The 15,146-nt window shown below is 69.7% G+C and carries 11 protein-coding genes and 1 pseudogene; 7 read left to right on the forward strand and 5 right to left on the reverse strand.

Annotation, left to right across the window (positions count from 1 at the left end; translation table 11 throughout):
* From POL72_RS44765 to POL72_RS44780, 4 genes are all read left to right on the forward strand, one after another.
* Positions 1-4,317, forward strand: a complete 4,317-nt coding sequence (locus POL72_RS44765) for a molybdopterin cofactor-binding domain-containing protein (RefSeq protein WP_272103040.1) — start codon at positions 1-3, stop codon at positions 4,315-4,317.
* A gap of 111 nt (positions 4,318-4,428) precedes the next feature.
* The gene (locus POL72_RS44770) at positions 4,429-5,778 is read left to right on the forward strand and encodes an XdhC/CoxI family protein (RefSeq protein WP_272103041.1); all 1,350 of its coding nucleotides are present in this window, start codon (positions 4,429-4,431) and stop codon (positions 5,776-5,778) included.
* A complete protein-coding gene (locus tag POL72_RS44775) occupies positions 5,775-6,995 on the forward strand; it encodes an aminotransferase class V-fold PLP-dependent enzyme (protein ID WP_272103042.1) in 1,221 nt (406 codons plus the stop codon). The genes POL72_RS44770 and POL72_RS44775 overlap by 4 nt, the downstream gene beginning before the upstream one ends.
* Positions 6,992-7,519 carry an iron-sulfur cluster assembly scaffold protein gene (locus POL72_RS44780; RefSeq protein ID WP_272103043.1) on the forward strand — a complete coding sequence of 176 codons (528 nt, stop codon included), beginning with the start codon at positions 6,992-6,994 and terminating at the stop codon, positions 7,517-7,519. Before POL72_RS44775 ends, POL72_RS44780 begins: the two co-directional genes overlap by 4 nt.
* A gap of 389 nt (positions 7,520-7,908) precedes the next feature.
* On the opposite strand, the gene POL72_RS44785 is transcribed toward POL72_RS44780, so the two are convergent.
* The 3 genes from POL72_RS44785 to POL72_RS44795 form a co-directional block, all read right to left on the reverse strand.
* Entirely contained in the window at positions 7,909-8,445 is a 537-nt protein-coding gene (locus tag POL72_RS44785; RefSeq protein WP_272103044.1) for a hypothetical protein, read from the reverse strand.
* Positions 8,446-8,554: 109 nt separating this feature from the next.
* A complete protein-coding gene (locus POL72_RS44790) occupies positions 8,555-9,172 on the reverse strand; it encodes a hypothetical protein (RefSeq protein ID WP_272103045.1) in 618 nt (205 codons plus the stop codon).
* An 89-nt stretch (positions 9,173-9,261) separates the two neighbouring features.
* Positions 9,262-9,393: a hypothetical protein gene (locus tag POL72_RS44795; protein WP_272103046.1), complete on the reverse strand. Its 132-nt coding sequence runs from the start codon at positions 9,391-9,393 to the stop codon at positions 9,262-9,264.
* Between the two features lie 74 nt (positions 9,394-9,467).
* On the opposite strand from POL72_RS44795, the pseudogene POL72_RS52060 reads away from it, so the two are divergent.
* Positions 9,468-9,599 (forward strand): annotated as a pseudogene (locus POL72_RS52060) (hypothetical protein); the annotation flags it as partial.
* Positions 9,539-10,750, forward strand: coding sequence for a transposase (locus tag POL72_RS52065; protein WP_373372331.1), 1,212 nt, complete (start codon positions 9,539-9,541; stop codon positions 10,748-10,750). The pseudogene POL72_RS52060 and the gene POL72_RS52065, both read left to right, overlap by 61 nt.
* Before the next feature lie 193 nt (positions 10,751-10,943).
* Here the strand turns inward: POL72_RS52065 and POL72_RS44805 are convergent, their stop codons facing one another.
* Both POL72_RS44805 and POL72_RS44810 read right to left on the reverse strand, forming a co-directional pair.
* Complete coding sequence (locus tag POL72_RS44805; RefSeq protein ID WP_272103048.1) at positions 10,944-14,024, reverse strand: glycoside hydrolase family 3 protein; 3,081 nt, start codon at positions 14,022-14,024, stop codon at positions 10,944-10,946.
* A gap of 416 nt (positions 14,025-14,440) precedes the next feature.
* The gene (locus POL72_RS44810; RefSeq protein WP_272103049.1) at positions 14,441-14,578 is read right to left on the reverse strand and encodes a hypothetical protein; all 138 of its coding nucleotides are present in this window, start codon (positions 14,576-14,578) and stop codon (positions 14,441-14,443) included.
* A 71-nt stretch (positions 14,579-14,649) separates the two neighbouring features.
* Here POL72_RS44810 and POL72_RS52070 point away from each other — a divergent pair, with 71 nt between their 5' ends.
* Complete coding sequence (locus POL72_RS52070; protein WP_373372332.1) at positions 14,650-15,117, forward strand: transposase; 468 nt, start codon at positions 14,650-14,652, stop codon at positions 15,115-15,117.
* Positions 15,118-15,146 lie beyond the last annotated feature (29 nt).

The following is a 15,146-nucleotide window of genomic DNA, read 5'->3' on the forward strand; positions in this document are numbered from 1 at the left end:
ATGACACAATCGCGATCTGATAGCGACGCAGGGTTCGCCACCGACCTGCAATTCGTCCTCAATGGCCAGCCGGTGGTGCTGAAGGACGTGGACCCGACCACGCTGCTCGTCGATTGGCTGCGCTCGCCCGAGGTCGGCCTCCATGGGACCAAGAAGGCGTGCGGCCAGGGCGGCTGCGGCGCGTGCACGGTGATGATCACGGAGCTGGACCCACAGACCGGGCAAAAGATGTTCCGCTCGATCAACGCTTGCATGCGCCCCATCTGCACGCTCGACGGCAAGGCGGTGACCACGATCGAGGGCACGGGCTCCACGACCACCTCGTTGAGCCCGGTGCAGTACCGCATTGCCAAGGAAAACGGCTCGCAATGCGGCTTCTGCACGCCGGGCTTCGTGATGAACATGCACTCCGTGCTCGCGACCGCGACGAGCCTGGGCAAGGGGCGGCCGACCAAGCTGCGTGTCGAGCAGGCCTTCGACGGCAACCTGTGCCGCTGCACCGGCTACCGCCCGATCCTCTACGGCATGAAGCACTTTGCCTCCGACTGGAGCGACGCCGACAAGCAGGGCTGCCTGCACACGGACGTCGACCCCGCCGATGAGGTGCCGCATTGCCATACCGTGCCCGCGGACTTCCCCAGCTCGCTCGAGGCCCCCCCGCGCGCGCTCCACTATCGCAAGGGTGTCTATGACTGGTACCGCCCCGTCACCCTGGCCCAGGTGCACGAGATCCAGCAGCATTACGACCCGAGCAGCATCAAGCTGGTGGTGGGGAACACCTCGATCGGGGTTTACGACAAGTACACCGAGGATCCCCACGTCCTCGTCGACGTCTCCCACGTGCCCGAGCTGCGGCGCAAGGACGTGGAGCCCGCGCAGATCGTGGTGGGGTCGGCCGTCTGCTACAGCGACTTGCTCGATATGCTCGACGCTCTGCTCGCGCAACGCGGAAAGGTCGAGCCGGGCACCGCGGGCGAGGGGTACGAGGCGCTGCATACCATGGTCCAGCGCACCGCGGGCCGCATCGTGCGCAATGCGGCCAGCCTGGGCGGGAACACCATGATGGTGGCGCGGCACGTCACCGAGGGCGTGCCGTTCCCCTCGGATGCCTTCACGGCCTACTGCTCCCTGGGCGTCAAGGTGCTGGTCAGCACGGGCGCGGGCGCCCCGACCGAGTACGACATCCTCGACTTCGCCCACCACTACGCGAGCTCGCCCGCGCTGCGCGCGACGGGGGTGCTCGTGAGCTACCGCATCCCCACCACACCACCGCGCGTGTTCGTGCGGACTTACAAGACGGCGCTGCGGCCCGAGAATGCGCACTCGATCGTCAACGCAGGCATGCTCGCGGGCTTCGACGAGCAGGGCAACGTCACCGGCGCGCGGATCGTGTTTGGCGGGGTCGGGCCGCTCGCTTTCCACGCCAAGCGGGCCGAGGGCTTCCTGGAGGGCCGCCCGTGGAATGCGGAGACCTTGGCCGGGGCCATCGATTGCGTGCGGCAAGACGTCTCGGAGCAGCTCACCCTGCACCACGACCGCATGGCGGCGCTGCCCGACGAGGGCTTCACCGACGCGTACAAGCTGGCGCTCGCCGAGGGGTACTTCTACCAGTTCTTCGTCTACGTGGCCGAGCAGGTGGCCCACCACGAGGTGTCCAAAGACGCTCGCTCGGCGGGCAAGCGCAGGGAGAGGCCGGAGAGCACGGGCAAGCAGAAGTACGAGCGCTACAAGGACGAGTACCCGGTCAACAAGCCCTACATCAAGCTGGGCGCGTTCCTGCAGGCCACCGGCGAGGCGCGCTATACGCACGACATCCCGCTGCCGGCCCGCGGCCTGGAGGCGGCGGTGGTGACCAGCATGAAGGCGCTGGCCCAGATCTCCTACCAGATCCCCAGCGGCGATTCGCTGGTGACCGCCACCGCTGCCGAGCTTTCGGCCTACCTGGCGACCCGCTATCCGGGCTTCGTGGATTACGTCACCAAGGACGACATCCCCCCCGGTGGCTCCAACGCCCAGGGCTTCGGCAACGACCTCTTGTTCGCCGACGGCATTGTGACCTCGTACGGGCAATGCATCGGCCTGGTTTTGGCGCAGACCGCCGAGCAGGCCATCGACATCGCGCAAGAGATCGCCACCCGCTGGGTCCGGTACGCGCCGGTCGTCGACGACGACCGCAAGCCCGTCCTGCCCACGCTGACCATCGACGAGGCCCGGCGCCAGGGCAAGATCTACCAGGACAGCCAGCACTACCCCGTGCACGTCTGGAAGATCCAGCGCCCCGGGACCAAGCTCGACTGGGTCGCGGGCGACGATTCCGGCAGCCGCGTCGTGCACGACGACGCCGTGCTCGACGGCGTCCAGTGCAAGGTGTTCCACGGCAGCGAGCGCAGCGGGGCGCAGCTCCATTTCTACATGGAGACGAACGCGTGCGTGGCCATTCCCGGCGAGCGCAACCGCATCGTGGTGCATTCGTCCACCCAGAGCCCCGACTCGGTGCAGAGCGGGGTCCGCAGCGCGCTCGGGCTCGCCATGAACCATGTCGGAGTCGAGATCGCGCGGGTGGGCGGTGGCTACGGCGGCAAGACGACGCGCTCGCCCTACGTCGCCGGCATCACGGCGGTGGCGGCGTGGAAGCACCGACGCCCCGTGAAGCTGGCGATGCGCCGCGAGAATGACAGCGCGATGATCGGCCACCGGCACCCCTTGCTGGGCGAATACGCCGTCGCGATCGCCACCGGGGAGGGAGACCCGGATCAGCGCGGCCGGCTGATGGGCCTGAAGACGGACTTCTGGACCGACGGCGGCAGCACGCTCGATTGCTCGTTCGTCGTGATGGATTGTCTCCAGCTCCGGGCCGACAGCGCCTATAACATTCCCCACTACCAGACCAGCGGGGACGTCTGCCAGACGAACAAGGCCAGCAACACCGCAATGCGCTCGATGGGCTCGGTGCAGGCGCTGCTCGTGCAAGAGGACGCCATCGAGCAGGCCGCCCACGCAATCGGGATGCTGCCGGAGGACGTGCGGGAGAAGAACCTATACCAGCTCGGAGGGATGACCCCCGTCGGGCAGGTGCTCGATTACTGCTACCTGGGCCACGTGTGGGAGCGCATCAAGCAGAACTCGAAGTTCGCCGAGCGTCTCGCGGCCGTGCAGAAGTTCAACGCCGAGAACCGCTGGAAGAAGCGCGGCATCTCGATGATGCCCGTGAAGTACGGGAGCGGCTACAACGCGCCGATGCTCGAGCAGGCGGGCGCGCTCGTCGAGGTCTACGCCCAGGATGGCACGGTGCTCGTGCGCCAGGGCGGGGTGGAGATGGGCCAAGGGCTGCGGGTGAAGGTGGCCCAGGTGGTCGCCAAGGAGCTCAACATTCCCATGGGGCTCATCGAAATCGGCGACACCGACACGCAGGTGGTGCCGAACCCGGTGGGCACAGGGGCTTCGACGGGCTCGGGCTTCAATGCGGCCGCCGCCAAGAAGGCCTGCCGCGACCTGCGCGACCGGCTCCAGGCGTACTGCATGAAGAAGCTCGAGGAGAACGGCCTCGCGTGGTGCCAAACGAACCACATCGACTTCTGGAACCACCAAGATGGGTGGCGCAAGGTGGTGCAAATCACGACGAACGGCAAGACGATCGAGAAGACGATCTGGCAGTGCGTCGTCGCCATAGCCCATAATGACCAGTTCAACCTCTCGGCCCAGGCGCGCTTCAAGCAGAAGGGCGGGGCCGAGATCGACACCGGTCTGATCTTCAAGCCGAACGCAGGCAGCGAAGCCGTTTATCACTTCACCGGGTTCACCTACAGCGCCGCCTGCACCGAGGTGGAGATCGACGTGCTCACCGGGGAGACCACGGTGCTCCGCGCCGACGTGCTCTACGACATGGGCGATAGCCTCAACCCGGCCATCGACATTGGACAGGTGGAGGGCGCCTACGTGCAGGGGCTCGGCTACGTGCTGAGCGAGGATGTGCTGTTCCAGCCCGACGGCCCCGACGCAGGCGCGCTCAACGCCGACAACACCTGGCGCTACAAGGTGCCGGCGACGACCTCGATCCCCATCGAGTTCAACGTCGACCTCTTCCCGCGCTCCACCGCGCCCGAAGTCCCCGAGAGCCCCTACGACCTCTACTCGTCGAAGGAGGTCGGCGAGCCCCCGCTGGTGCTTGCGATCACGGCCTTCTTCGCGCTCAAGCACGCGATCCTGGCTGCGCGGCAGGATCGGGGGCATAACGAGTGGTTCCAGCTCCAGGCGCCAGCCACCGTCCAGCGCGTGCAGCAGGCGTGCTTGGTGACCCAGGAGGATCTGACCCTCTGAGCAGAGCGGGCCGCGGTAGCGGCCCGCTCCTCGAGCCGCGAGCATCGCCACGATGACCCTTGCCTCCATGCCGCGCTGTTCGCGTGGTCAATCCACTCGTGGAGCACGACGATGACCCCCTCTGATCCCAGGTTCTACGTCACGCTCCTCGAGATGCTCGGATCCGAACGCAGCTTCGCCGTCGCGACGGTCGTGAACGTGCGCGGCTCCGCGTCAGGCAAGCCCGGGGCCAAGGCGATCTTCGACGAGCACGGCCATAACCTCCACGGCTGGGTGGGGGGCGGCTGCGTCGAGCGCTTCACCGGCGAGCAGGCGGTCGCGGCGATCGCCGAGGGTCGACCGCGGCTCGTCGTGGCCGATCTCGACGACGAGGTGCTCGGCCTGGGCATGCCGTGCGGTGGCGTGATGGACATCTACATCGAGCCGGTGCGCCCGCGGCCACCGCTGTTCGTTGCCGGTGATGGGCCGAGCGCGAAGGCCGTCGTCACGCTGGGCGCGCGGCTCGGCTTTCGGGTCGTGGCCCATGCGCCGGGGCTCGTCGATGACTGGCAGGACCCGATGGTGTCCGTGCGTGACGCCGCCTACGAGGTCTGTGATCCCCCTCGAGGGGCGCGGATGGTGGTGGCCTCCCGCCATCGTGGCGACGAGGCGGCGCTCGCGGCCGGGCTGCGAGCCGACGCGAGCTACCTCGGCCTGGTCGCCAATCGCACCCGCGCGGCGGCGACCCGCGCGCGGCTCGCCGAGGTGGCCGCGCCGGAGCGCGTCGCGGCCATCCGCGCTCCCGCGGGCCTTGATCTCGGAGGGCGCCGCCCCGTCGAGATCGCCATGAGCGTGCTCGCCGAGATCCTGGCCGAGGAGCGCGGGGTCGACGTGGATGCCCTCGAGCGAGCGGCCGGAGCGGGGCCCGCCGCGTGTCCCTCCCCGGGCTGGTCGAGCCCCGAGCTCGTGGTGGTCGGACACAGCCGAATTGCCGAGGCGCTCGCTGACCTCGCCGCGATGCTAGAATGGCCGATCACCCTGCATGCCGTCGCGCCCGCACCCCATCAGCGCGCAGGCTACCCCGCGACGGTCCGCTGGGTGAGCGAGGATCCCGGCTTTCAACGGCTGCCGGCGTCCCCGAGCACGGCCGTGGTGGTGGCCTCGCACCACAAGGGGGACGAGCGGGCCATCGCGGCGGCGCTCGGGGCCGGAGCGCCTTACGTAGGTCTGGTTGCCAGCGCCAGCCGGTCGCGGTTGATCCGCGAGCGGCTCCCGGGTTCGCTCGCGGATACGCCCGGCGTGCTGCGAGCCCCGGCCGGGCTGGCCATCGGGGCGCGCACGCCTGCCGAGATCGCGTTGAGCATCGTGGTCGAGATCCTTGCCTTGCTGCACGGCCGCAGCGGCCGCGCGCTGACTGCGCTCGAGGAGCTCCCGGCCCGGCGCGGGGGCCCCTGCCTCGATGCGGGCGTAGGCGAGCGATGAGCACGGCCGTGGCAGCGCGCAGCGACTTCCCCGCGCTTGCGGCCCCGGGCTTCGTCTACCTCGACAACGCGTCGACCACCCAGGCGCCGCTCGCGGTGATCGAGGCCATCGCGGCCTTTTACCGAAACGGCCACGCCAACGTAGGCCGCGGCGTGTACGGGCTCGCCGAACGCACGACGGCGGCCTACGAGGCGGCGCGGGCACAGGTGGCGCGCTTCTTGGGCTTGCGCCATCCGAGCGAGCTGGTGTTCACGTCCGGCGCAACCGACGCGATCAACCTGGTGGTCGAGGGCTGGGCGCGGCGACGCGTGACCGCGGGGAGCAGGGTCCTCACGACCGTCCTCGAGCACCACGCCAACCTACTGCCCTGGCAGCGCCTCACCCGCCAGCACGGAGCCCGGCTCGAAACGATCGACATCGACGAAGAGGGGCGGCTCGATCTCGATGACGCCGCGGCCAAGCTCCCGGGGGCGACGGTGCTGGCCGTGACCGCCATCTCCAACGTGCTCGGCGTTCGCATGCCGCTGCCGGCCCTCGCGGCGCTGGCCCGCGAGCACGGCGTGTGCATGGTCGTCGACGCGGCCCAGGCCGTGGGGCACGAGCCAGTCGACTTCGCGGCGATCGGCTGCGACTTCATGGCGCTGTCGGCCCACAAGATGCTAGGGCCCACGGGCATCGGCGTGCTGGCGGCGCGTCGCGAGCGGCTGCTCGAGCTCGAGCCGGTGCGGGTGGGCGGCGGGATGGTCCGGGAGGTCGCCGCCCTGGGGAGCGACGGGCCGTCGCGATGGCGCGAGCCGCCGTGGGGCCTCGAGGCCGGAACCCCGCACATCGCCGGGGCCATCGGCATGGCCGCCGCTGCCGAGTACCTCGCAGCCCTTGGCCTACCGCGGATCGCCGCGGCCGAGGAGAGCTTGGTCCGCGCGCTGCTCGACGGCTTGCGCGAGCTCGAGGGCATCCGGGTGCTGGGGCCCGGGCCCGGTGCGGCGCGCGCGGGGATCGTGTCCTTCACATTTGCGAGCCACCACCCCCACGACGTGGCGGGGCTACTGGGCGAGCTGGGTGTGGCCGTGCGCGCGGGCCATCACTGTGCCGTGCCACTCATGCGACACCTCGGAGCGCCATCGACCGTACGGGTAAGCCTGGGGCCGTACAACGACGAGGGCGACGTCACGGCCCTGCTCGCGGGCCTGCGGCACGTCACGCGGGTGCTCGCGTGAGCCAGCATCCCCGGAGCCTCTACCGCGAGGCCTTGCTCTGGCTGGCTCGCGCCCCCGACCACCGCGGGCCGATGCCCCACGCCGATCGGCGCGGGCGGGCGGTCAATGCCCTGTGTGGCGACGAGCTGCTGGCCGAGCTCACCCTCGGGCAGGACGATCGCATCGGCGAGCTGCGGTGCACCGTCCGCGGCTGCGCCGTAGCCGAGGCCTCGGCCCACCTCTTGGCCGAGCTCGTGCCCGGAGCGGATCACCAGCAGATTGCGGGTTGGCAAGCGCGATTCGAGGCGGCGCTCACTGGCGCTGCCCTGCCTGCCGAGCTCGCGCCCCTCGAGCCGCTGCTGGCCCTGCGCGAGCGGCCCAGCCGGCATGGCTGCGCGCTGCTTCCCTGGCACGCACTCGCCGAAGCGCTGAGGCCGGTGGGCGTCGCGCCATCGCGCGATGATCTCGGGGAGGCGGCCCAGCCCCCGGCCGGAGCCGCATCGATCGGGCCCGTCATTTCGACTGTAGGTCGTCAGAATCGCTAGCTAGTGCCCAGCTTGCAAGGGGCGGATGAAGCTCGTCGCCATGGTGACCGAGCCAAGGAACATCGCCCGCTTCCTCTCCGCGCTCGGCGAACCGACCGACGTCCCAGCACGCTCTCCCAGCGCCGACGCGGCGGCCGCCGTACTGGAAAAGCACCGTTGTGCGCCGCAAGGCGCCCGGGGACGCCGCATAGCGTCTCGCGACGCGCCTCCCGGGCCAGACCAAAGCCCGGACGGACACGTGGGCCCACGGCACGTCGATGCGCCCCGTAGCGCGCTCGGCGCCGCCCGGACCACGCTCTTTCGACCCAGGACCGAGCCATCACGACGCCCGCGGTCCCACCCTTTCGGTTTGCTGCGCTACACTGCTTCGCGCTGCGATCCGGCTTCTTTTACCTACGCGCCCGGTCCTCGTCGGTCACACGAGGCCAGCGGCGCACATACACATAAGAGAACAGCTCACCAGGCTGGCCCGAGAGGATGGGCAGCGGACTGCCCGGCTCCGTCGGGTCGTCGTGCGGCGGGGGCAGCGGGGCGGGTGGATCCGGCGGTGCCGGTGCCGGTGGCCAGGGAGCATGCCCCCCGCGGCTCGGACAGGCGACCATCAGGCCTTCGAAATGGGTTTCGCCGGAGAGGCGGGTGGTGCCGAACCGGATATCGGCAAAGATGCCGACGCTGTCCACGCCGTCGATGTGCACATGGGCCCGCTGCTGGAGCTCGCCTTCGACCTGGAGACCCGAGTGGAACCCGATCCGGAACGGCGTGGACCGACTCTCGTGGATCTTGACGATATGCTCCTCCTCCGGGCCCATCTTGCAGACGATCCTGGCCACCGAAGGAACGCCGTCGCCCGGGTTGCAGCTGATGATGACGTCGAAAATCAGGCGCCCGTCGAGCGTCGTCCAGGTCCTTTTGACCATCTCGTTCATGACGATGTCCTTCTGCAACTCTCAGGCATGAGCTCTGCAACTGACAGAACTGACAGGCATAGGCGGGGTCCGTCTGCTCCCCCGCGCGGGGAGCAGACGGACCGGTCCATCAGGCCATGACAGTGTTCTCGAGGTTGAACTGGAATGGCCTGGAGTCCGTGCCGGGGCCGCCGCCGGTCAGCACGATGTCGGCCTTGACGAGCCCCAGCAGCGACAGCTCGGTGTTCACGCTGGAGATGATGGCCGAGTTCATCACCTGGCCCTCCTCGACCTGCGACGCCACGCCGATCCAGATCGTGGGCTTGAACTGGAACACCGCCTTCTGCTGCGGGGCAATCGAGGTCTTCAGCGCGAGCAGCTTGCCACCTCTGTAGATGCTGGCGTTGATCGCGCCCTTCTGGAGGCCGTTGAGCACCTGCACCTCCCTCGTGCTTGTGCCGTAGCCGGCTTCGCTCAGGCTGTCGCCGGAGGCCGTGCAGGTCATCGTGAACAGCTGGCCGTTCTGGGCGAGCAGCTGAGGCGTGTAGTTCCCGTAGCTGTCGCTGGCGCACACGGCCATCTCCATCGGGAACACGAAGGGATGGTTGTCGCCCTGCCCGCAGTACCGGATGACCTTCCACGCCACGGAGAGCTCGTCGAAGTCGGTCCCCACGTTCTTCTGGAAGATGACGATCCGCGAGTTGTTGGTGTCGTTCGAGTCGTTGATGAAATTGAGCTGAATATCCATGTCTACTCTCCCTGTCGAAAGAATGCGACGCACCGTGCGTCGCATCGTTGCCGGCGTACTGCCCGACGCCGGTGAGTCTTTCCTGCGGCTCATGCCGCCACGATGTTTTCCAGCGTGAAGACGAAGGGCGTGGAGTCGACGCCCGCGCCGCCGCCGGCCATCACGATGTCGGCGCTGGCAATGCCCAGCAGCGACAGCTCGGTGTTCACGCTGCTGATCACGGCCGAGCCACCGAGGCGCGTGCGGCGCGGTCAAGAGCGGCGCGGTGACCGTCGTGCAACGCACGTCCGGCGACATGCGGCTCAATCCGCATCTGCACGTGGTCTTCCTCGACGGGGCTTATCACGAAGACGGCACCGAGCTCGTGTGGAACGAACTCGGTCACCTGCGAACGCGCGAGGTCGGTCAGGTCATAGAGCACGCCGTCGGGCGGATGCTCCGTTACCTCCGGCGGCACGGGCATCTCGAGATCGAGCACGACGTCGAGGAGGACGGCGAGCCCGAGGCAGCGCTCTGTGCTTCCGCCGTCTCGGGACGAGAGCCGCGCCATACGTCGTCGCCCCGCAATGGCTCCGCGGGCTCTCGCCGTCTTCTCCGAGCGCGCTCGCGTACGACAAGCCGCTGTGCGCTGCGCTCGATGGCTTCACCTTGCACGCAGCGACGCGCGCCGGTGCGCACCATGCCGCGGCGAGGGAGGCGCTGCTGCGTTACGTGCTGCGACCCCCGATCGCAAAGGAGCGCGTCGAGCCGCAGCAGGACGGCCTGGTGCGGCTCTCGCTCAAGCGCGCCTTCGCTGACGGGACTGTCGCGGTGGACATGGATCCGCTCTCGCTCTTGTGTCGCCTCGCAGCCAGCGTCCCGCCGCCGCGCTTTCACACCGTCAAGTACGCGGGCGTGCTCGCCTCGGCAAGTCCATGGCGCAAGCGCATCGGACCGCGCCCTGCGAAGCCACAAGAGCCTACGAAGGCGGACGAAGGCGCCGCTTCGAAACGCAAGCGTGGCGGCTATCGAGCGGTCGATAAACCGCGCCGAGCTCCTGCGCCGCACATTTGCGATCGACGTCCTCGAGTGCCCAGCTTGCAAGGGGCGGATGAAGCTCGTCGCCATGGTGACCGAGCCAAGGAACATCGCCCGCTTCCTCTCCGCGCTCGGCGAACCGACCGACGTCCCAGCACGCTCTCCCAGCGCCGAGGCGGCGGCCGCCGTACTGGAAGAGCACCGTTCTGCGCCGCAAGGCGCCCGGGGACGCCGCCGCGCTTCGCGACGCGCCTCCCGGGCCAGACCAAAGCCCGGACGGACACGTGTGCCCACGGCACGCCGATGCGCCCCGTAGCGCGCTCGGCGCCGCCCGGACCACGCTCTTTCGACCCAGGACCGAGCCATCACGACGCCCGCGGCCCCACCCTTTCGGTTTGCTGCGCTACACTGCTTCGCGCTGCGATCCGGCTTCTTTTACCTACGCGCTACGCGCGCATCGCCGGGTACACCACCCGAGCGGCGGCGGCGCGCGGCAGCGACGCCGGCCGCGGGAGGCGCCCGGCACGCGCGGCGGCGGCCCGGCCGGCGCTCCAGGGGTGAAGCGGGGCGCCCGAAAGGCGCCCGGGAGCGGTGCTCAGCCGCGTCCGGTACATGAGAAACAGAGCGGCGGTCACCCGCACAGGAGACGGGCCCAGATCGGTGTTTTCGGCGCGGAAGCGCACGAAAGGGAGCTGAGCACCGAAAACGTCGAGGTGGGCCCGTATCCGAAGCGGGGGCCCGCCGCTCTAGAGGCTCAGAACGCGCAGGTGGGGGTGGGGCCGGCGGTGAAGGGCTCCCAGCGGACGTCCTCGATCGCCACGTCCATCGGCGACTCCGAGTAGATGAGGAAGGGCGTGTTGACGTTGGTGATGTCGAGCCCTCTGTCCGTCAGGCACTTCAGCGGGACGGAGACCTCGTGCCACTCCCCGTCCGCGATGGAGGTCAGCGTATTGGCGATGTTGATGTCGCCGAGGCAGGGATACACGCAGTGGGCTGACAGCGTGACCAGCGGGCCCTCGGGCGGAGCATCGACGCGCGCCCGGAAGACGATCGAGGTCTCCGAATTGTAGTAAGGCGACAGATCGACCCCGGGCGCGCCCGCCGAGACCTGCGCGTAGATCTGGCCCGTCGCGCTCCAGGTCACCTGCTTGGCGCTGCCCTGGATCTCGCCGTCGATCGTGCTCACGCTGACCTCGCCGCCGGGCAGGGTGGCCCCCATGCCCACGTCGATGCCGCCCCAGTTCGAGGGGCCGCCGATGCGCAGCACGTAGTCGCCCCTGTCCTCGCCATCCACGAAGATCTCGAGCGGCTCGCTCGTGGTGCCGGCCGCCCCCGGGTCCGGGGCATCGCAGCCGTGGCCCGTGGAGACCTCGGGCAGATCGTCGCCGAGCGCGTCGGCGTCGGTGGTCACGAGGCCATAGCCATACGCGAAGAGCGGCTCCTCGCCGTCTCCCCTGTTGATGGACGTCTGGCAGTCGGCCGAGGGCCACGAGAACGACAGCTTGCCCTGGAACTCGTGATCGCCGAAGAGCACGTCGGCGACGCCGCCGCCCTCGCTGCCCGGCAGCCAGGCCGCCACGAACGCGTCTGACCGGTTGAGCTCCTTGTTGGTGTGGAGCGGGCGGCCCGACACGAACACGGTGACGATGGGCACACTCGGCGCCTGGGCGCGGATGGTCTCGATGACGGCGAGGTCCTCGGGGTAGAGGTTCGCGTGCTCGAGCGTCTCGAACTTGCCTATATCGCCCTGGCCCTCGGCGTAGGGCGTCTCGCCGATGACCACGATCGCGGCGTCGAAGGTGTCGGCCGCGGCGGTGCCGTCGGGGCTCAGGGTCGCAGCGCCGCTCAGCCCGGCGGCCGTGATCGTCTCCTCGATGCCGGCGTAGATGGACTGCGCGTTCGGGAAATCGGCGTTGGTGTTGCCGGTGCCCTGCCAGGTCAGCGTCCAGCCGCCGGACTGGTTCTGGATGTTGTTTGCGGTCTTGCCGGCCACGAGGACGTTCATCGACTTGCTGAGCGGCAGGACATCGCCCTTGTTCTTGAGCAGGACGAGCGACTTGCGCACGGCCTCGCGCGCCACGGCCCGGTGCTCCGGCGCGGCGAGGAGCGCGGCGTCGCCGGCGACCGACCGGGTCGACGGGGCGCCCTTGCTCGCCCTGGGGCCGAGGAGGCCGGCCCGCATCTTCACGCGCAGGATCCGGGTCACCGCGTCGTCGATGCGGGCCATCGGGATCTCGCCGCTCTCCGCCTGGGCGATGGTGTTCTCGATGAACGCCATCCAGTCGTTGGGCACCATGATCATGTCCACCCCGGCGTTGATCGCCGCGGCGCACCGCGTGTTGTTACAACCCGGGAGCTGGCCGTGCCCGTTCCAGTCGCCGACGACGAAGCCGGTGAAGCCGAGCTGGCCCTTGAGGATGTCGGTGAGCAGGTACTGATTGCCGTGCATCTTGTCGCCGTTCCAGCTGCTGAACGACGCCATCACGGTCTGCGCGCCCGCCGCGAGCGCGGAGAGGTAGCCCTGGGCGTGGATGTCGCGCAGAGCCTCCTCGGAGCAGACGGTGTTGCCCTGGTCCTTGCCCTGCTCGGTCCCGCCGTCGCCCATGAAGTGCTTGGCGGTCGCGACCACGTGCGCGCCGTTGAACAGGTCCGCGCTGTCCGCCGGCCGGCCCTGCAGGCCCCGGATCATCCGGCCCGCGTAGCTCCTCACGATCTCCGGATCCTCGGAGTAGCCCTCGTAGGAGCGGCCCCACCGATCGTCCCGCACCACGGCGAGCGTGGGGGCGAAGGCCCAGTCGAGCCCGGTGACGGCGACCTCGGCGGCGGTGATGGCGCCGATCTCCTCGATGAGATCGGGATCGTTCATGGCGCCGAGCCCGATGTTCTGCGGGAACAGCGTCGCGCCGATCACGTTGTTGTGGCCGTGCACCGCGTCCACGCCCCAGATGACGGGGATGCCGAGGTGCTCGCCGGGCGCGCCGCTCGTGTCGATGGAGGCCGCGTAATAGGCGTCCGCGAGGTCGACCCAGTCGGCCACGGTCGCGTGCTTGGAGCGGCCCGGCCAGGAGCCGCCGCCGTTCAGCACCGAGCCGATGTGGTACTCCCGGACCTGGTCCGGCGTGATCGCCAGGATCTCGGGCTGGACCATCTGGCCGACCTTCTGCGCCACGCTCATCTGCGCGAGCAGCTCGGCGATGGCGTCCTCGATCTCCGGGTCGAGCGCGATCTCGCTCGTCACCGTCGGCCATTCGACCGACGCGCTCTCGCCGCCCGCGCCGCCGCCACCGGCGGTGCCGGTGGTGGAGCCGGCGCCGGAGCCGCCTTCGCCGCCGCCGCCGGCGGTGCCCGTGGAGCCGGCGCCGGAGCCGCCCGCGCCGCCGCCGCCGGCGGTGCCCGTGGAGCCGGCGCCGGAGCCGCCCGCGCCGCCGCTGCCGCCGGTGCCGGTGGTGGTGCCTGCGCCGGAGCCGCCCGCGCCGCCGCTACCGCCGGTGCCGGTGGTGGTGCCTGCGCCGGAGCCGCCCTCGCCGCCGCCGCCGGCGGTGCCGGTGGTGGAGCCCGCGCCGGAGCCGCCGTCGCCGCCGCCGCCGGCGGTGCCGGTGGTGGAGCCGGCGCCGGAGCCGCCGTCGCCGCCGCCGCCGGCGGTGCCGGTGGTGGAGCCCGCGCCGGAGCCGCCGTCGCCGCCGCCACCGGCGGTGCCGGTGGTGGAGCCTGCGCCGGAGCCGCCCGACCCTGTCGCGTCAGCCGGGGGATCCGTGGAGTCGTCCCCGCAGGCGGGAACAGGGATGGTCAGGGCTGCGACCAGCAGCCATCTACCGTATTGGTTACAATGCTTCATACCAGCGCCGGAGCATGGTCCCGGCGCAGTGGGGCGTCAAATTTATAGTCCCGCAGTCTGCTTCTATCAGGACCTCTGTCGGCCATCGCTCACGCCACACCTACACGCAGACCACGATTCATCGCTTCTCGGCGGACCAGGCTTTCGGTATCCTCGATCCTCCTCCAGCCACCAAGGCAGCAAGGAAGAACGCCATGTCGCAACATTGGACGATCGCGGGCGCGCTGCTCGCCTTTGCGCTGCTCGACGCCGCCTGCGCCGACCCCGAGCAGGACGCTTCCTCCGGCGCGGCGAGCGGCGGTTCCACCTCGGTGAGCCTGCACGTGGTCTTCCTCGACGGGGCTTATCACGAAGACGGCACCGAGCTCGTGTGGAACGAACTCGGTCACCTGCGAACGGGCGAGGTCGGTCAAGTCCTAGAGCACGCCGTCGGGCGGATGCTCCGTTACCTCCGGCGGCACGGGCATCTCGAGATCGAGCACGACGTCGAGGAGGACGACGAGCCCGAGGCCGCGCTCTGTGCCTCCGCCGTCTCGGGACGAGAGCCGCGCCACACGTCGTCGCCCCGCAATGGCTCCGCGGGCTCTCGCCGTCTTCTCCGAGCGCGCTCGCGTACGACAAGCCGCTGTGCGCTGCGCTCGACGGCTTCACCTTGCACGCAGCGACGCGCGCCGGTGCGCACCATGCCGCGGCGAGGGAGGCGCTGCTGCGTTACGTGCTGCGACCCCCGATCGCAAAGGAGCGCGTCGAGCCGCAGCAGGACGGTCTGGTGCGGCTCTCGCTCAAGCGCGTCTTCGCTGACGGGACTGTCGCGGTGGACATGGATCCACTCTCGCTCCTGTGCCGCCTCGCAGCCAGCGTCCCGCCGCCGCGCTTTCACACCGTCAAGTACGCGGGCGTGCTCGCCTCGGCAAGTCCATGGCGCAATCGCATCGGACCGCGCCCTGCTAAGCCACAAGAGCCTACGAAGGCGGACGAAGGCGCCGCTCCGAAACGCAAGCGTGGCGGCTATCGAGCGGTCGATAAACCGCGCCGAGCTCCTGCGCCGCACATTTGCGATCGAGATCTACTGGCCATGGTGCACCCCAAGTGACGGGCCTGTTAACTCCTGCTGTTGAGCCC

Origin of the sequence: Sorangium aterium, from assembly GCF_028368935.1 — a bacterium.
Classification (GTDB): Bacteria; Myxococcota_A; Polyangia; order Polyangiales; family Polyangiaceae; genus Sorangium; species Sorangium atrum.